The 18,508-nt window shown below is 45.7% G+C and carries 15 protein-coding genes; 7 read left to right on the top strand and 8 right to left on the bottom strand.

Features of this window, described 5'->3' with window-relative positions; translation table 11 throughout:
• The first annotated feature begins 19 nt into the window (after positions 1 to 19).
• Positions 20 to 751, top strand: coding sequence for a hypothetical protein (locus IC229_RS27270; protein WP_190890894.1), 732 nt, complete (start codon positions 20 to 22; stop codon positions 749 to 751).
• Between the two features lie 45 nt (positions 752 to 796).
• Here the strand turns inward: IC229_RS27270 and IC229_RS27265 are convergent, their stop codons facing one another.
• The 3 genes from IC229_RS27265 to topA form a co-directional block, all read right to left on the bottom strand.
• On the bottom strand, positions 797 to 1,501 hold the full coding sequence (locus IC229_RS27265) for an SIR2 family NAD-dependent protein deacylase (RefSeq protein ID WP_190890892.1): 705 nt from the start codon (positions 1,499 to 1,501) through the stop codon (positions 797 to 799).
• 87 nt (positions 1,502 to 1,588) lie between these two features.
• Positions 1,589 to 3,895, bottom strand: a complete 2,307-nt coding sequence (locus IC229_RS27260) for a glycoside hydrolase family 20 protein (RefSeq protein ID WP_190890890.1) — start codon at positions 3,893 to 3,895, stop codon at positions 1,589 to 1,591.
• A 196-nt stretch (positions 3,896 to 4,091) separates the two neighbouring features.
• The gene (gene topA, locus IC229_RS27255; protein ID WP_190890888.1) at positions 4,092 to 6,746 is read right to left on the bottom strand and encodes a type I DNA topoisomerase; all 2,655 of its coding nucleotides are present in this window, start codon (positions 6,744 to 6,746) and stop codon (positions 4,092 to 4,094) included.
• Between the two features lie 347 nt (positions 6,747 to 7,093).
• Here topA and IC229_RS27250 point away from each other — a divergent pair, with 347 nt between their 5' ends.
• Entirely contained in the window at positions 7,094 to 7,957 is an 864-nt protein-coding gene (locus tag IC229_RS27250) for a DUF4349 domain-containing protein (protein ID WP_190890886.1), read from the top strand.
• A 3-nt stretch (positions 7,958 to 7,960) separates the two neighbouring features.
• Here IC229_RS27250 and IC229_RS36310 read toward each other — a convergent pair whose 3' ends face one another.
• The 5 genes from IC229_RS36310 to IC229_RS27225 form a co-directional block, all read right to left on the bottom strand.
• The gene (locus tag IC229_RS36310; RefSeq protein ID WP_449451364.1) at positions 7,961 to 8,134 is read right to left on the bottom strand and encodes a helix-turn-helix transcriptional regulator; all 174 of its coding nucleotides are present in this window, start codon (positions 8,132 to 8,134) and stop codon (positions 7,961 to 7,963) included.
• A 674-nt stretch (positions 8,135 to 8,808) separates the two neighbouring features.
• The gene (locus tag IC229_RS27240; RefSeq protein ID WP_190890884.1) at positions 8,809 to 9,564 is read right to left on the bottom strand and encodes a methyltransferase domain-containing protein; all 756 of its coding nucleotides are present in this window, start codon (positions 9,562 to 9,564) and stop codon (positions 8,809 to 8,811) included.
• The gene (locus IC229_RS27235) at positions 9,555 to 10,289 is read right to left on the bottom strand and encodes a DUF2071 domain-containing protein (protein WP_190890882.1); all 735 of its coding nucleotides are present in this window, start codon (positions 10,287 to 10,289) and stop codon (positions 9,555 to 9,557) included. The genes IC229_RS27240 and IC229_RS27235 overlap by 10 nt, the downstream gene beginning before the upstream one ends.
• Complete coding sequence (locus IC229_RS27230) at positions 10,289 to 10,681, bottom strand: DoxX-like family protein (RefSeq protein ID WP_190890880.1); 393 nt, start codon at positions 10,679 to 10,681, stop codon at positions 10,289 to 10,291. Before IC229_RS27230 ends, IC229_RS27235 begins: the two co-directional genes overlap by 1 nt.
• 179 nt (positions 10,682 to 10,860) lie before the next feature.
• Positions 10,861 to 11,331, bottom strand: a complete 471-nt coding sequence (locus IC229_RS27225; protein WP_190890878.1) for an Lrp/AsnC family transcriptional regulator — start codon at positions 11,329 to 11,331, stop codon at positions 10,861 to 10,863.
• Positions 11,332 to 11,440: 109 nt separating this feature from the next.
• Between IC229_RS27225 and IC229_RS27220 the strand changes: the two genes are divergently transcribed.
• The 5 genes from IC229_RS27220 (at position 11,441) to IC229_RS27200 (ending at position 18,380) form a co-directional block, all read left to right on the top strand.
• The gene (locus tag IC229_RS27220) at positions 11,441 to 12,898 is read left to right on the top strand and encodes a CoA-acylating methylmalonate-semialdehyde dehydrogenase (protein WP_190890876.1); all 1,458 of its coding nucleotides are present in this window, start codon (positions 11,441 to 11,443) and stop codon (positions 12,896 to 12,898) included.
• Positions 12,899 to 13,039: 141 nt separating this feature from the next.
• Positions 13,040 to 14,386, top strand: coding sequence for an aminotransferase class III-fold pyridoxal phosphate-dependent enzyme (locus tag IC229_RS27215; RefSeq protein WP_190890874.1), 1,347 nt, complete (start codon positions 13,040 to 13,042; stop codon positions 14,384 to 14,386).
• 113 nt (positions 14,387 to 14,499) lie between these two features.
• Entirely contained in the window at positions 14,500 to 15,990 is a 1,491-nt protein-coding gene (locus tag IC229_RS27210) for an NCS1 family nucleobase:cation symporter-1 (RefSeq protein ID WP_190890872.1), read from the top strand.
• Between the two features lie 61 nt (positions 15,991 to 16,051).
• Entirely contained in the window at positions 16,052 to 17,434 is a 1,383-nt protein-coding gene (gene hydA / locus IC229_RS27205) for a dihydropyrimidinase (RefSeq protein ID WP_190890871.1), read from the top strand.
• Between the two features lie 79 nt (positions 17,435 to 17,513).
• Positions 17,514 to 18,380 (top strand): nitrilase-related carbon-nitrogen hydrolase, encoded by an 867-nt coding sequence (locus IC229_RS27200; RefSeq protein ID WP_190890869.1) that lies wholly within the window; start codon positions 17,514 to 17,516, stop codon positions 18,378 to 18,380.
• The last annotated feature ends 128 nt before the right edge of the window (positions 18,381 to 18,508 follow it).

The following is an 18,508-nucleotide window of genomic DNA, read 5'->3' as shown; positions in this document are numbered from 1 at the left end:
CCTAAACTAAAATCTCGCCATGTTTGGATTAGACCCCTTAAGTCGTCCGGTTGCTATTCTTGAAATATTGCTTTTGCTGGCTCTGGCTACTTTGGTAGGCTGGCTGTTGGGGCGGCTGGTGTTGTCCAGTCGAATCAGCAAATTACGTTCGTCGGTGGCCGAGAAAGAGACTGAACTGGAAAATTGCCGTCGGGCAAAAGCTGAAGCCACGTCGAGTGGAACGTATCGTCGTCCGGAGTCGGTAATAGAAACCCCACCAGCCTACGTACCAGCTGATCCCCTTTTACCTGTTTTCACGCTTGACGACACACCAGAACCAATTCCGGTCGAAGAGCCACCCGTAGTCAATATACCTGTAACAGTTCCGGTAGCACCTCCGTCACCTACCGTTGCACCGCCCCCGCCAAAGGTTGCTCCGCCAGCCGATGCCGCTGTAAAAGCGACAGATTCGGAAGCTGCTGTATTGAACCGGATTGCATCCCGAGCCAGTGAAATTAATTTCGACCGGATTGGTCGGGCTATGGCCTCCGAAGCCGATGATCTCAAAGATATTGTAGGAATTGGCCCTTTTCTGGAACGAAAACTACATAGTCTCGGTATCTACACGTTTCGACAGGTCGGCAATTTTACCAAAGAAGACATCGACAAAGTCAATGAAATCATTGAGTTTTTTCCCGGACGTATCGAGCGCGATAACTGGGTAGAACAAGCCAAAAACTTCAACGAACGGAAATACGGGAAAAAGAGCTAGTGCCTTTTACTCCAGGAACCATTTTTAGCTTTGTAAAAGTAAACACTACGTATTCACTTCGGCCAATAATTGATCGGCCAGTTGAGTTAAACCAATTGTGGCGGGTTCGGTAATGAACGTAACGTTGGCTTTTTTGTGCATATCCGGAATATTAGGGTCCACTACGTAGATCGGAATACCATTACGTGTTGCATATACCAGTCCGGCGGCAGGATACACATTGAGCGACGTACCGACAACAATAAAAATATCCGCATCATACGTAATGTCGAGTGCTATGTCCATCATGGGTACAGCTTCGCCAAACCAGACTATATGAGGCCGTAACTGTGCTCCTTTTTCGCAGAGATCACCCAGTTTAAGTTCCCAGCCCTCAATTTCATAAATGAGTGATTCGTCGGCTGTTGAGCGCGACTTAAACAATTCGCCGTGCAAATGAATCACCTTCGAGGAGCCCGCTTTTTCGTGCAGGTTATCTACGTTCTGTGTAATGACCGTTACGTCGTATTTTTCTTGCAGCTTAACCAATGCCAGATGCCCCGCATTCGGCTGAACGCTGAGCGCCTGTTTACGGCGCTGATTATAAAAATCCTGCACTAGCGTCGGATTCCGTTGCCAGGCATCGAACGTTGCTACGTCCTCAATCCGATGATTTTCCCATAGGCCATCCGACGCCCGAAACGTAGGAATACCACTTTCGGCACTAATGCCAGCTCCGGATAGCACAACTATTTTTTTGCGAGTGTTCATGCGTGTAATTGTTTGCAAGGGCAACGGGCGTGGGACATAGGGTCAAAACGCAACCTCTTCCCTATGCTCCATACCCTTACCCCTCTGCTATTCTACAACGATTTCATCCGTCGCGAACCAGGTTTTTTGGCCAGCTTCGGGGTGTTCGGGCGGACACACGCCTGCATTTTTGGCGCGAATCCGAACGTAACGAGCGCGGGCCGTTTTAAAGTCAGCGACCACAGGTAGAATATCCCACGGCCCATTCAACTCGTACTTGACAGGTTGCGCAATGGCATCTTTAAAATCTGTCCCGTCTTTCGATAACGCAATTTCGACCGAAGTGGGCGGGAAATTTTTCTCTAAAATAACTTTCAGGAAATTCAGCGACACTTTCGTCACACTTGTTACGTCGCCGAGGTCGAGTGTTACGTCCATATCCCCGAAGAAATTGGCCCATTGACGTCGGTCGCGGGGTGTTTCGCTACGTACGCCGTCGGTTAGTTTTTTTGTGTTTTCATCGCTTTTGTTTCCAAGCGCGATGGCATAGGTATAAGGCTTGTTTTTACCCTTATGCAATGTGAACGTTTGTGTTAACTGACCGCCGGTAGGCTTTCCTCCAGCCCGAGTCATGGCACGTACCGTCGCTGTTTTGGCTAGCGTAAAAGGACCGATGTATTCCGTGCTACGTTCGTTGGGTTCCTTGCCGTTGGTGGTATAAAAAATCTGACTGTCAATATCCAGCTTGCTCAGTTTGACCTGAAGTTGGCCCTGGTCGTTAGGCTGCGTACTGGCTGAAATGTCCAACAGTCGTTTCGCGTAATTGACGTTGCTGAGTCGGGGTAGGTGATTTTTCAGGCGTTGGGCAAAATCCTCGAAGTTATGCGAACTCGCCTGCATCCAGCCAATTTCAGCCAGCGCAATGGCTCTGGGAAACGCCATATATTCTACGTCTTCGGGCGTTTTCATATACTCGGTCCAGATATTGCCCTGCACGCCCAGTATGTGTTTCTGTTCAGCCGCCGAAAGTTCAGAAGGCATCGGCTCGTATGCATATACCTGATCGAGAGGTAAATAGCCACCAATAGCCAGCGGTTCGGTTGCTGGATTACCCTGATATTTGTCGAGATAACACGTAGCACCCGGCGTCATGATGACGTTATGTTTTTGTTTGGCCGCTTCAATACCTCCTTCAGTGCCGCGCCAGCTCATGACCGTAGCGTTTGGAGCAAGGCCGCCTTCCAAAATCTCGTCCCAGCCAATGATCGATTTGCCTTTACTATTGACAAATTTCTCGATACGTCGGATGAAATAACTTTGGAGTTCGTTCTCGTCTTTCAGCTTATTTTTCTTGATCAGATCCTGGCAGAAAGTACTGTTTTTCCAGGCCGTTTTCGGGCATTCGTCGCCACCGATGTGGATGTATTTACTGGGGAAAAGTGCCATGACTTCGGTCAATACGTCCTGCAGAAAGCTGAACGTTTTGTCCGAAGGGCAGTATACATCATCCGAAACGCCCCATTTTGTAAAGACCTTGTAACCTTTAGCCGGGTCGCAGCCCAGTTCGGGGTAAGCCGCTAGCGCGGCCTGTCCATGGCCAGGCATTTCGATTTCGGGAATAATTGTTACAAACCGGCTCTGCGCGTAGCGTACTACGTCCCTAATCTGATCCTGCGTATAAAAACCACCGTGCGGTGTTCCGTCGAATTGCTGCGGATAGTTCTGATAATACTGCCCAATGATGGATTCGGCCCGTTTACTGCCAACTTGCGTCAGTTTGGGGTATTTCTTGATCTCGATACGCCACCCCTGGTCATCGGTCAGGTGCCAGTGAAACGTGTTCTGCTTGTGCATCGCCATCAGATCGATGAACTTTTTGACAAATGGCACGGGCATAAAATGCCGACAGACATCGAGCATTAGTCCACGATAACCAAAACGCGGTTTGTCGGTAATGGCGCAGGCGGGCATTGAAAGCGTAGTGCTTTGGGTGGTAGGCAAGAGTTGCCGCATGGTTTGAGCCGCGTAGAAAAGCCCTTTAGCGGTAGATGCTTCGGCCTGCACACGACCCTGGGTAACCGTGAGTTTATAGCCTTCGTCGCCTAGGTTCAGCGTTTTGTTTAACGTTAGAAAAATGTGCGCTCCTTTGGCCAATGCTGGACTGGTTGGCGCAATTCCCAGCGTCAATCCGTTGGCCGTTTTCACCTGACTGGCGAACGTTAGTGCAACGGCTTTAACGGACGCATCGGCAGCGGGCGACGTAATGATTTTAGTAGTAGCAGTAAGGTTAAACTGACCATTTTGCCCGGAAAATCGAGCTGGAAAAGGAATCAGATTATATTGATTATCAGTTTGAGCAAACGTTGAGTAGGAGAGGAGAGAAGCTAAAAAAAGGAGTTTCAGGTGTATATGCATAGTTACGAATGAATTAAGGCGGCAAATTAGCGAGGAATTTTTAAAGGCAGGCAAACAAAAAACCTTCCGATTTAGGAAGGTTGAGTAGTTTTTTGTCATTCTGAGGAGCGAAGAATCTTAATGTTTCCTAACTCTCAGGTTAGAGCGCTTTAAGATTCTTCGCTCCTCAGAATGACAAAAAAGCCTTTCGAAATTTCTATTTCTTTGCAGATGCCTTTTTAGCTGTCGTTTTCTTGGCGGTTGCCGCTTTTGCTTTTGCTGGAGCTTTTGCGGCCGCTGGTTCTTCGCCAGCCAGTTTCAGGCAGTCTTCCAGCGTAAGGGTTGCTGCATCGACGTCTTTCGGAATGCGAACGTTACGTTTACCAACCGACAGATATGGTCCGTATTGACCATTCATTACCTTTATTTCTGGTCGCTCAGGAAATTCTTTAATGTATTTATTCGCTTCCTGTTGACGTTTAGCCTGAATCAGTTCAATGGCCCGCTCAAGCGAAAGACCCGCCAGTGATTCGTTACGTGGTAGTGAAACATATTTGTCATCGAACTTCACATAAGGACCAAAACGTCCCTTACCCGTAGTAACTGGCTTGCCTTCAAATTCACCGATTGCTTCGCTGATCGATTCGGCGCGTTTGGCCTGAATCAATTGGATGGCGCGCGCTTCGTCAATTGTATAAGGATCATCTTCCTTCGTGAGCGATACATACTTGTCGTCGTGCTTCACGTAAGGACCAAATTTCCCGATGCCAATGGTCAGTGATTTGTCTTCAAAGAAACCTACTTCGCGGGGCAGCGTGAACAGATCCAGCGCTTCCTGCAACGTAATGGTTTCAATGAGTTGGCCTTCCCGCAGGTTGGCGTATTGAGGTTTATCTTCGTCGGTCGATTCGCCGATTTGAGCGTAGGCACCGTATTTACCCAGTCGGGCCGACACTTTTTTGCCCGTTCTTGGATCAATACCCAACTCGCGCGCTCCTGTTTTGAACGAACTCACCGACGATCCCTGAATTTCCTCGATATTCTTATGGAAATCGCCGTAGAATCCTTCCAGCATTTTCTGCCAGTTCATGCGTCCGTCGGCAATCTCATCAAAATCTTTCTCGACCGTCGCCGTGAATTTATAATCCACGATGTCGGGGAAATATTCGACTAGAAAATCATTGACCACGATACCCGTGTTGGTTGGGAACAGTTTCGCTTTTTCGGAGCCGAACGTTTCTTTTCCGCTGGTTTCGGTAATATGATTTTGCTGAAGCGTATATTCCAGGTATTTCCGTTCCTGACCTGGTTTATCCTGTTTGATGACGTACCCCCTATTGATAATCGTCGAAATGGTAGGCGCATACGTAGAAGGTCGACCGATGCCCATTTCTTCGAGCTTTTTCACCAGCGATGCCTCAGCGTAGCGCGGTTGCGGGCGGGTGAATTTCTCCGTAGCTTTCATCTGCCCCAGATTCAAAATCTGGCCGATGGTAAGCGGGGGAAGCATTCCTTTAGATTCCTCATCGTCATCGTCATCTTTCGATTCGAGGTAAACACGAAGGAATCCATCAAATTTAATCACTTCGCCCTGGGCAACCAGTTCGTTCGGGAACGTAGTGTTTACAGCTTGCGCCTGAGGATTAAATGTTACCTGTTTCGATGCGTCGAAATCATCTCCAAACACATCAAAACTTAGTTCCTCGGCTGGTTTTGCACCGTTGGCGAAACGAATACCAATGGTTACAATGGTACGTTCGAGTTGAGCATCAGCCATTTGGGAGGCAATGGCTCGTTTCCAGATGAGTTCGTAAAGACGTTTCTGATCGCGGTCGGCACCTGCGTTGCGGTCGTTGAAGTTCGTCGGACGTATCGCTTCGTGCGCTTCCTGCGCCGATTCGTTTTTAGTCTTGAACTGACGCGTCTGAACGTAGCGTTGGCCAAATTCAGTCTCAATTTCTGCCTTCGCCTTATCAATTGCTTCCTGCGATAGGTTCGTTGAGTCGGTTCGCATGTACGAAATCTTACCGGCTTCATACAGATTCTGCGCCAATCGCATTGTCCGATCAACGGAGTAGCTGAGTTTGCGCGAGGCTTCCTGTTGCAGCGTCGACGTAGTAAACGGCGGAGCTGGTGATTTCTTGGCCGGTTTTACCTCTAAATTCTTAATAGTGAACGTAGCACCGATGCAGGCTTCCAGAAATTTGCGAGCCTCACCCGACGTAGCAAAATTCTTCGGCAGTTCGGCATTCAGCACTTTATTACCGTCGACAATGAATTGCGCCGTGACTTTAAACGACGATTTGGCCGAGTGTTTATCAATTTCGCGTTCACGCTCAACGACGAGACGTAGCGCCACCGATTGCACACGACCCGCCGACAAACCCGTGCTACCGCCCTTGATCTTACGCCATAAAACCGGCGACAGTTCATAACCAACCAGCCGGTCAAGAACCCGACGCGCCTGTTGGGCATTCACCAAATCGACATCGATGGTACGGGGCGTTTTGATAGCGTTCTGGATGGCATTTTTCGTAATCTCCCGGAACACGATACGTTTGGTATTGTCGCGTAAGCCGAGGGCTTCTTTCAAATGCCACGAAATAGCTTCTCCTTCGCGGTCATCGTCAGTTGCCAGCCAGACTTCATCTGCCGACTTTGCCAGCGATTTCAATTCGCTGACCAGCTTTTTTTTGTCGGGCGAAATCTCATAGGAGGGCATAAACCCATTGGTTACGTCGACCGCGAGTCCATCTTTCGGCAGATCACGGACATGTCCAAAGCTGGACTTTACCGTAAAATCTTTACCCAGATAGCCTTCGATGGTTTTCGCCTTCGCCGGCGACTCCACTATGACTAAGTTTTTTGACATAATTCGATATTCAGGTTGAAATTACCTTCGCTATTGGGTAGTTCAAAGCCCCTTTTCATTTAGGACTTCGTGCCCAACAAAACGTTGAATCGCTGTCCGGTTCGCCCAAATATAGACGCAAATGCATCGACTTATCAAAATTGACAAGGAAAGTGGTACAAAACGAAAGCGAGGGATTGTCAGGCCGGTGGGCCATTTCGGCTATATTAGGATAACAACTGAGCGGGCCTCATCGTTCGCAATTTTCGAAGCAAATAGTTAAAAATGAGCATTTATGTTCATTTTTCGAGAAGTTGAAGTGCTCCGTATCTTGTGTGGAAATCACCACCGAACTGCATCTTACAAACATGAATAAATTTTTGACGTTTGCCCTGCTGCTATTCACGATTGCCTGCCAATCCAAGCCAGAATGGAAAACAATGCAGTCTACCGCACCACGCGAAATGGCAGCCATGAGAGCCCCCTCACCCGAACAGAGCGAACCCGAAGCGGATGAAGAGGCCCCGCCGTCTCCTCCTGAAACGTCACCACAACCCCAGGCAACAGCAAATCGGAAAATCATCCGAAATGCGCAACTACGTTTCCGCGTGAACGATTTTAAAGCATCGGGAAAAACCATTGAACAGGCCGTTCAGCAAGCTGGCGGGCAGATTACCAGCTCGAACGAGACGAAGTCGTATAATACTATTGAGAATGCGCTGATTATTCGGGTTCCTGCCGCCCGTTTCGATGCGCTGCTGGAGTCGGTGTTGAAGGAATCTATTTTTACAGATACTAAATCCATTACGGCTGAGGACGTAACGCGTCGCTACGTGGATACGGAAGCCCGAATACGTAGTAAAAAAGCGGTTGAAGAAACGTATCTAAAACTACTGAAACAGGCACGTAACGTGGAGGACGTACTAAAAATAGAAGAGCAATTGGCGGCCATCCGCGAAGATCGCGAAGTGGAGGAAGCCGAGTTGCGCCAACTCAAAGACGAAGTTTCGCTTAGTACCATCAATCTAACGTATTACCAGCAAACCGAAGTTGCCCTGAGGCCAGAAGAGCCATTTTATGCCCAAATCTGGCATAACCTCTCCGACGGTTTCCGACTAATTGGCGACGTATTTATTGGTGCGTTTTATTTACTACCTCTGGCGCTGGTTGGCTGGGGAGTCGTGTGGCTGTTTCTGCGCTGGCGTAAGAAACGGCGGAACGTAGTGAAATGAACATCAGGTGAGTTTTACGAAATTATCTTCGAGTTTCACATTGAAGCTTATTTCAGCTTTTAAGGCCTTGAAAACTCTCAGAATAGTGTCAATAGTGGCACTGTTGGTACTATTCTCAAGTTTAGAAATTTGCACTTTCTGAACCCCTACGAGTTTGCCAAGCTCTTCTTGGGTCATATTGCGTTCTTGCCTTGCGGTTTTTATCATTTTCCTCAAAACGTCCATACGAAGTTCATATTCGTATTCGTCACGCTCTTTAGTAACCTACTTTACCGATGTAATTATCTTTCATTTCGGCAAGCGAATAGGTTTTGATTTCTGTAGTAGCCATGTGATTTTCTCGCTTGTTTATTGGCAAGATAGTTTTCTCTAAGTCTTACCGCACGGTCAATTTCGTTTATGGAACCTTAACCGCTAACATTATAGCAACCCCTCGTTAGATATATTTATTACTTCTTTAGTATCGCTATTATCAATGTACTGCTGCCTGTAAAAATACCACACATAGATAAGTCCAAAGGAATGAAAATAGAATATGTATAATTGTCTCAAGTGTTTTCCCCTTCCACAAATCAGTAGAGTAACCAAAAAACTGAATGAATAGTCTTGTTAACCAGAAAATGCCAAAACCTAGCGAAATTGTCTTTCCAAGTTTAGTTTCTAAAAGTTCAGTTGGAGAAGTTAAGCAGAGTAATCCCATTAAGAAAATTATAAGTGCAATGAAGAGTGTATGGAAAATCATCATCTGCCTATTAATTAAGCTTAATGATTTCAATTCTTCTCCCCAATTAAAATATCGGGGAAAAACTATATGAACTAAAGATAAAAAGATTAATAATGCTCCAACTATTTTAAAATGTATCATCAAATTTTTCGATTATGAAAGTCGTGATGAAAGGCGTTGTTTTTATTTCTTGCTTTACTGTCAAGTTAGATTGTAGAAAGATACGTAGCCAATTTGATTTTGAGTAAAAATGAAAAAAGCCGATGGTGTAAGCAGAAAAATTCTTTACATCCCTTAAATGCTCTGTTACAAATATTTGCCCAGTTGTTTTTGTTACACGATTAAGTTCCTTAAAAAAGTCAATTCTTTCACTTTCATTTCTAATTTCATGAGTTGCTAAAAAACATAATGAAATATCAAACGAATTATCTGCAAATGGAAGTTTTTGGGTTGATACTTGAATTGTATTCTGATCTTGTGGGTAAATCTGCCTTGCTCTTTTGATAGATATTTCTGTATGTTTATCTGGGTTATAAAAATCACATATAGTTAATTTACTATTCGGGTATCTACGTTTAATAATTACGCTTGTCTCGTCAAATCCTGCATTTATATTCAAAATTTTCTTATTGTCAGAAGTTACAAGCCAATTGAACTCATAAAGGTCAGAGATATCGTAGATATAAAATGATACAATTAGTGAGGTAGTAATTGTCAATATTGATATATAAGCAGCCCAAAAAGAAAAAATTTGAATAGATTTAGGAAAATAATTCCCGAAAAGAAATATAAAAAGAATACTTAAACAGGCAATTAAATAAAAGTGCCAGTTAAAACGAATAATATTTAAAATGCCTTGAAATGGCTTACGCTTTAGCTCCATTTTTCAATTATCCCTTTCCTCCAATAATAAGGAACATTCTTTGTCTCAAATGCGTTTGCTAAAACCATATTTTGAAGATTCAGACTTTCTAAAAAACCGAAATGATAATTTTTTATATTTATGGCTTCAGGTTTCCAGTTTTGACGAACGCCTTCAATAATTAAAACACTTTTGTCGTCATTATTATAAGTAAAAGTATAGGGTAATGGGCCTGCAAATTTTCTAGCATCTTTCCAGTTAGTAAATGGTGAAACTTCAGGAAGTGGTATTTCACTGTTTGTATATTCAATAATAACCTTAAATTTAGATTTATTTGATTGAATTGTTTTGAAATTATCTACAGTAATCTGTTTTATGTCGGTTGAAGTATAATTATAATGTGTGAAAATATTGCCTAAAAATTCCATTTTTTTCTTATCGGTTTCAGACTTAATTATGTATAAACCTCTGAGCTTTTTTTCTGAACTATTAACGTATCGAACAAAAATTCGATAACCAATAAGAAAAAAGTTATTGCCCATAAACTTAGGAAATCCTTTTGGTCTAAGTTCTTTTACTTGGACCATTGCAACTGCAATAAATGCCCATTTGTCTTGAAATGTGTCTAATTGTAAGCAACTAGGAATCAAATTTTGAAGTTGTTCTTTAGGTAACGCAAATGTTAAAACTAATGAACTTTCAAAAAAGGATTCAACTGCAAACGGGTGATTTTTAAGGAAGCTCATTATCTTGTTTGTAAATTTAACCTCTTGTTTAAGATAAACTCATTATAGTAAATTAGTCCGATAAATATTAACGCAAAAATAAAATTAAATTTTCCAAAAAGTAAGAGATCTTGAGCCAGAATAAATTCTAAAATATTCATTGTAAACACAATTACCATTTGGGTAATAGCATTCAGTTTTGACTTGTATCTTATTGAAATCCAAATAGCCATTATTATTTCTGAAACCCCAATAAGAAATGTTAAAAAACTTGAGTGTTGACTACCTAAAATTCTTGAAACAATATGCTCATGCCTTGGAACAAGATTTAATACCTTACAAATAAGCCCATTTATAAGCCAAACTGTTGCAACTAAATAAGTTAGATAGCTATTTTTGTTTTTATCTGCCACTGTTATTGGTGTCGTTCTTCACAATTACTGTTAATACGTAAGTAAATAAATAAACTCTTAATATCGGTAGATGTAAATTTAATTCTAAATATAGTAAAAGATAATACACTATTCCATACGATATTTCTAAGTTCTTAATAGTTAGCGATTAATATGTATATTTTGTTATGCGAACAAGTCTACTTCAGCAATCCCAAATCGGGCTGGGCGTATTTGTAAACTTTGAAATACAGCGTGGTTTTCGTCTGATAAACACCTTCGATCACGGAGATATCGTTGACGAACTGCACTAAATGGCTGTTGCTCTGGCACATAACATCTACTTCTAAATCATACTCACCAGACGTACTGGCCAGAAAACTTACTTCGGGTAGCTGAGAAATGGTCTCCGCTACCTGTTCCTTTAACGTAGCAGGGCGGACGTACACGGCAATATGCGCATAGGCACCAAAGCCAACTTTGTCGGGGTCGACCCGGCCTATAATGCTAATTATGCCATCGTCAATGAGTCGGTTCAGGCGCGTTCGGGCCGTTCCGACTGATACGTTCAATCGCTCAGCAATTTCTGTAAATGACATTCGCCCGTCTTTTTGTAAACAAGATAATATGGCAAAGTCGAGGTCGTCGAGCGTGCTAGGGTTTTTCTCCATGTGAGAAATCATCAGATGCGTAAAAATATTGTTAATTTTTGGCTGGTTGATGAAAAATTTTTAGTTTGCCAATAATTTTCTGCAAAATATGCAGATTTGATTGTAAATCATGAAATACGCCCCCATTCGGAATTATATAAACGGAGAGTTTGTCGAGGCCGCTACCGAACGTTCTCTGGATGTTATTTCGCCTGTAGATGGTACGTTATTATCTACGGTTCCGCTATCTAACAATCAGGATTTGGACGCAGCCGTTCAGGCGGCCAAAGCCGCGTTTCCGACCTGGAGTCGCACAACGATTAAAGAGCGCGTACAAGTCTTTTTTCGGTATAAAGCACTGCTGGAAAAAAATTTAAAAGAATTGGCGCTGCTGGTTCAGGAGGAAAACGGCAAAACTTATGATGAAGCCGTTGCCGAAATCGAAAAAGGAGCGGAGTTAGCCGAGTTTGCCTGCTCATTGCCGCAGATCGTAACCGGCGAAATTTTGGAAGTTAGCCGGGGCGTCGAATGCCGAACCGAACACGTACCGCTGGGCGTAGTGGCAAGTATTGTGCCGTTCAACTTTCCGAGCATGGTACCCAACTGGACCATTCCGAATGCTGTCGCGCTGGGCAACTGTATGATTATCAAGCCTTCCGAAAAGGTACCGCTGAGCGTAGGTCGGTTAGCCGAACTGTTGCAGGAAGCCGGTTTGCCTAAAGGCGTTTTTAACGTAGTACACGGCGACCGGGACGTAGTGGAAGCCATCTGCGATCATCCAGGCATCGAAGCCGTGTCGTTTGTTGGCTCCACGAAGATTGCCAAGTTGGTTTATCAACGTGCAACAAACAATCTGAAGCGTTGTCTGGCGCTGGGCGGTGCGAAAAATCACCTGATTGTGTTACCCGATGCTATTCCAGGGATGACAGCGCAGAACATCACAGCGTCGATGGCGGGTTGTGCGGGCCAGCGTTGTATGGCCGCTTCTGCGATGGTAGCCGTTGGGCCGGTCGACCATATTATCGAGAAACTTTGCGAAGAAGCACGTAACGTAGTACCGGGCAAAAATCTGGGTGCGGTAATCAATCGCGACTCGAAAGAACGTATCGAACGCTACATTACCGAAGCCGAGAAGTTGGGCGCAAAAGTGCTGGTTGACGGACGAAGTCCGAAGGTAGAAGGCAAGGAAAACGGTACGTATGTTGGCCCGACAGTGATTGACTACGTAACGCCCGACATGGCGATTGCCAAAGAGGAAATTTTCGGCCCGGTCATCAGCATTATGCGGACCAAAACGGTCGATGAAGCGCTGGCAATCGAGAATGCGAATCCCTACGGCAATGCCGCTTCGGTATTTACCCAAAACGGCGGCATGGCGCGCTACGTTATGGACCGGGCCAGTGCGGGCATGGTAGGCGTCAATGTCGGTGTACCTGTTCCGCGCGAGCCGTTTTCGTTCGGGGGCTGGAACGAAAGCCGGTTCGGCGTCGGCGATATTACGGGCAAAAGCTCCATCGAATTCTGGACAAAACTGAAAAAGAGTACCACCAAATGGAACCCCGAAGCGGGAATTAACTGGATGAGTTGAGTAAGTTCTAAAACGGTCCGCCGTTGCGGTTGTAATGTTGTAGAATAATAAAGTTGCGCTGGACTGCCCCGCTGGGACTGACGCACGCTACGACAACAGTACAACCTTATAACGCTACAACCCTACAACTATCAAAAAAACATGCTTGACACACAAACACTTTCCGAATCGCAGGAAGTCCTTCAGGACAATTTTGACTCGACCGTATTTGTCTGGAGTAAACAGAAAGGGATTTCGCCTATCGCCGTAAAATATGCGCAGGGTGTTTATCTCTATGATTACGACGGAAAACGCTATATCGATTTTTCATCGGGGCTGATGAACGTGAACATCGGTCATGGAAATCAACGTATTACGGAAGCGGTGGTCCGGCAGATGCAGGAGGTGAGCTACGTAACGCCTTACTGTGTAACTAAAGTTCGGGGTGAACTCGGTAAGAAAATGGCTGAAATCTGCCCTGGTGATTTAAACAAAGCTTACTTCACGCTCTGCGGTGCTACGTCTATAGAAGCTGCTCTGAAAATGGCGCGGTCGTATACCGGACGCCATAAAATTTTGAGTCGTTATCAGTCGTACCACGGTGCTACGTATGGTGCACTTTCTGTGGGCGGTGATCCTCGTAAACTGCCTGATGATTCGCAGCAATCTCCAAATTTCGTTCATATCGACATCCCATATCGGTATCGCTGGAACCACGACGAAGCCAGTATGCTGACGGACTCGGTGGAACAACTGGAACGTATCATTTCCTATGAAGGGCCGGGTAACATTGCGGCTTTTCTGCTTGAGGGTGAATCTGGTACGTCGGGTTGCCTGCAATATCCGGTGGGTTATCTGAAAGCTGTTCGGGAAATCTGCGATAAGTACGGCATTCTTCTTATCATCGACGAAGTGATGAGCGGCTTCGGACGTACTGGCAAATGGTTCGGTTTTGAAAATCATGGTATTGTGCCTGATATGGTTACGATGGCGAAAGGTATTACCAGCGGTTATCTGCCGTTCGGCTGTCTGATGGTTACCGACAAAATTGCTGCTCGTTACAATGATACGGTATTGGCAACGGGTATGACGTATAACGCTCACCCGGTAGGCTGCGCGGCTGCCCTCGAAACACTAAAAATTTACGAAGACGATAACCTCATTGAGAATGCAGCCGAAATGGGGCGATACGTAGCAGAACAAGCCGAACTGATGAAGACGAAACACTCCTGCATTGGTGATTTCCGAACGACGGGTCTGCTGGGTTGCTTCGAAATCGTGAAAAACCGGAACACCAAAGAGCCGATGGCTCCGTTTAATGCCAAACCCGAAGAAATGGCCGTAATGAGCAAAGTAGGGGCAAAAATTAAGGAGCTAGGCATGTACACATTCGTACGCTGGAGCTACGTATTTGTGGCCCCGCCCCTTATCGTTACAAAGGAGCAAATTGATGAAGGGCTGGCCATTATTAGCGAAGCGTTAACTATTGCCGATGCATATGTAGAGTAATGAATAATTTAGGGTTACTGGTAACTTAACATTATTCATTTTACATTGTCCAATACTCACTAAAACCTCGTTTAACCTCTTGTTAACCGTAAATGGAATACCGTAACAGCAAAATGGAAGAACCAACGACCCCTGTAGACGAATCATCTTCGCTCTACAGTGAGGACCTGGCCCCTGTGCCCGTCTCGAAACGTACCTGGACTACCTGGAACTATGCCGCTCTGTGGATTAGTATGAGCTTGTGTATTCCAACGTATATGATGGCCAGTTCGCTCATTCAGGGTGGGATGAACTGGTGGCAGGCTATTTTTACCATCTTTCTGGGTAATACTATTGTCTTGATTCCCATGGTATTGAACGGACACGCGGGCGCTAAGTATGGTATTCCGTTTCCGGTGATGGTACGTTCCAGTTTCGGAACAAGTGGGGCCAATATTCCGGCGTTGCTACGTGCCATTGTGGCCTGCGGCTGGTTTGGCATTCAGACCTGGATTGGCGGGTTCTCGATTTACCAGATGCTACGTCTCTGGATTCCGTCGCTTGAAACGTTGCCGAGAATTTTCCCGGCTTCGTTCGGGCTGGAAACGGGGCCGGCCATTTGCTTCCTGCTGTTCTGGTTACTGAATATGTACGTAGTGTATCTCGGCGTGGATAGCATTCGGAAGTTGCTGGTTTTCAAAGCCTTCTTTCTGCCAGCGGCTGCTTTGGCGTTATTGTTCTGGGCTATTTCGGTTGGAAATGGACTGGGGCCTATCTTGCAGCAACCCGCCAAGTTTGCCGACTCAGCCGCATTTTTTGCGTTTTTCTTTCCGGCGCTGACAGGTATGGTGGGCTTTTGGGCTACGTTGTCGCTGAACATCCCTGACTTCACTCGCTACGCGACTAGTCAGAAAGCGCAGGTAAATGGTCAAATAATTGGTCTTCCGCCCGCCATGACTTTGTTTTCGTTTATTGGCGTGGTTGTTACGTCGGCCACAACGATTATCTACGGCACTACGATTTGGGACCCAATTGTGCTGGCCGGTAAATTCGACAGTAAACTTCTGGTTAGTATTGCTATGATTGCCGTCGCCATTTCGACGCTAGCAACCAACATTGCGGCTAACATTGTGAGTCCAGCCAACGATTTTGCCAATCTGGCTCCTTCGAAAATCGATTTTCGGAAAGGTGGGTATATTACGGGTGTTATTGGAATGCTCATTTTCCCCTGGAAACTCATCGCCGATCCGACAGGCTTCATATTTACCTGGCTGGTAGGCTATTCAAGTCTATTGGGGCCGGTGGGTGGTATCATGATTGCTGATTATTATTTCCTCAGAAAGAAGCAGTTATCAGTCACTGATTTGTACAGCCAAACGGGTATTTATAGTTTTAAAAATGGGTTTAATTCGGTTGCTGTCTGGGCATTGCTAGCGGGAATTCTGCCTAATATCCCTGGTTTTCTGGTTACAATAGGCGCAGTGTCTGCCGAAAGTGTACCCGGCTGGATTACACAATTGTATAACTACGCCTGGTTTGTTGGTTTTCTGGTGAGTGGAGGAGTGTATCTGGGGTTGATGCGAGGGCGCTACGTTATTCAAAAGCCACAACTTACCACAGCCTGATTCAAGTGTTATGAACGTTTTCTTGCAGCTTTGTGCCTAATGAGAAAAGCTGATAATTATTATGTCTGTACTGATAAAAAACGGTCGGATTGTTACGGCCACTGATGATTACGAAGCTGATATTTTCATTCAAGGGGAGACCATTTCGATGATTGGCAAAAACCTGACAATGAATGCAGATACAGTAATTGATGCATCTGGAAAACTGGTGTTTCCCGGAGGAATTGACCCGCATGTTCACCTCGAAATGCCGTTCATGGGTACGTTCTCAAGCGATACGCACGAGACGGGTACTCGGGCAGCCTTATTCGGAGGTACGACCACGGTCATTGATTTTGTTCTTCAAAAACAAGGGCATTCGTTGAAGGAAGCTCTTGCCGAATGGAATTCCCGCGCCAAGGGAACGGCGGTGGGCGACTATAGTTTCCATATGGCTGTAACAGATTTCAACGAAGACTCGAAGGCTGAAATCAAAGGGATGGTTGAGAACGAGGGTATTACGTCGTTTAAAACCTTTATGGCTTATAAAGGTGCCCTCATGATTGACGACCGGCAGATGATTGGCTTGATGCAGGAAGTCAAAAAACAGGGCGGAATGGTAACGGTTCACGCGACAAACGGCGACGTAATTGACTATCTCACTGCCAAACACCGTTCTGAAGGAAAACTGTCCCCTCGTTACCATTATCTTTCTCAGCCTGAGGTTACAGAAGCCGAAGCCAGTGGCCGTTTTGCCGATATGGCCGACTACACAGGTTGCCCCGGCTACATTGTTCACATGACCTGCGAAGGAGCACTGAATGCTGTTCGGAGTGCGACCCGGCGCAATCAGAAAGTATTTGTTGAAACCTGCATTCAATATCTGACTCTGGATGCGTCTCTCTATGGTGATGATTTTGAAGGCGCTAAATGGGTGATGAGTCCGCCGTTGCGCGAGAAAAAAGACCAGCAAACTTTGTGGGCCGGTATCAATCAGGGGCTTGTGCAGATCGTTGCGACCGACCATTGCCCGTTTAAGTGGGAGCAGAAATTAATGGGGAAAGATGATTTCTCCAAAATCCCGAACGGGCACCCTGCCATCGAAAACCGGATGGAACTGTTATATGGCGAGGGAGTTCACAAAGGGAAAATTACCCTGAACAAATACGTAGAGGTCGCTTGTACAAACCCTGCCAAAATTTTTGGTATGTTCCCCCGAAAAGGAACCATCGCCGTAGGCAGCGACGCCGATATTGTCATCTTCGACCCCAACCAAACGCATACACTTTCGGCCAAAACGCACCACATGAACGTTGATTATTCGGCTTATGAAGGTTGGGAGTTGACTGGCAAAGTAAAGACCGTACTACTACGTGGCACAGTCGCCATAGACGACGACAAATGTCTGGTCGATAGAGGATACGGTCAATTTATCAAACGAAACAAAGTAAGCGGGAAGATTTAATAGCCTAGGGCAGAAGGGTAAGGGCCTGGGGTTAGCTTGTCCCTATGCCCTTACCCTTCTGCCCCCAAACCAAAAAAACATGCCAAGAATCATAAAATCAGGATTGATACAGATGAGCCTGCCGAAAACCGAAGGCGAGGGCACAATTGATGAAATTAAAGAAGCGATGGTGCAGAAGCACTTGCCGCTTATTGAGGAAGCCGGTCAGAAAGGCGTGCAGATTCTTTGTTTGCAGGAGATTTTCAATACGCCATATTTCTGTCCGGGGCAGAATGCCGAATGGTATAAATCAGCGGAAACAGTTCCGGGACCGACCATCGAGCAAATGGCCGAGTATGCGAAAAAATACAGCATGGTCATGATTGTGCCGATTTACGAAAAAGAGCAGGCGGGCGTACTTTACAACACGGCTGCTGTGATTGATGCCGACGGTACGTATCTGGGCAAATACCGCAAGAATCACATTCCGCATACATCGGGATTCTGGGAGAAATTCTTCTTTAAACCGGGTAATCTAGGCTATCCCGTTTTCCAGACGCGCTACGCGAAAGTAGGTGTTTACATCTGCTACGACCGCCATTTTCCTGATGGAGCGCGTTGTTTGGGCCTAAATGGTGCCGAGATTGTGTACAATCCGTCGGCAACGGTGGCGGGGCTGTCGCAGTACCTCTGGAAACTGGAACAACCCGCACATGCCGCTGCCAATGGTTATTTCATGGGTTGCATTAACCGGGTAGGTGAAGAAAACCCCTGGAATCTCGGTCGTTTCTACGGTACGTCGTATTTTGTCGACCCGCGCGGTCAGATTTTTGCCAGCGCTTCAGAAGATAAGGACGAACTTTTGATCGCCGATTTTGACCTCGATATGATTGACGAGGTACGTAGCGTCTGGCAGTTTTTCCGCGACCGGCGGCCAGAGACGTATGATAAATTGGTAGAATTATAGCGATTTTGTCAAGCTGACCGGGTCGCCGGAGCGGGAAGGAAGCATATTAAAACGTCCGAACTAGTTTGTTATAATACGTTAATATGCGTCCTTCCCGCTCCGGCGACCCGGTCGGCTTGGTAGGGAAT

It is taken from the genome of Spirosoma profusum (assembly GCF_014699005.1).
GTDB classification, from domain to species: domain Bacteria; phylum Bacteroidota; class Bacteroidia; order Cytophagales; family Spirosomataceae; genus Spirosoma; species Spirosoma profusum.
This window is presented reverse-complemented; position numbering and strand designations above follow the sequence as displayed.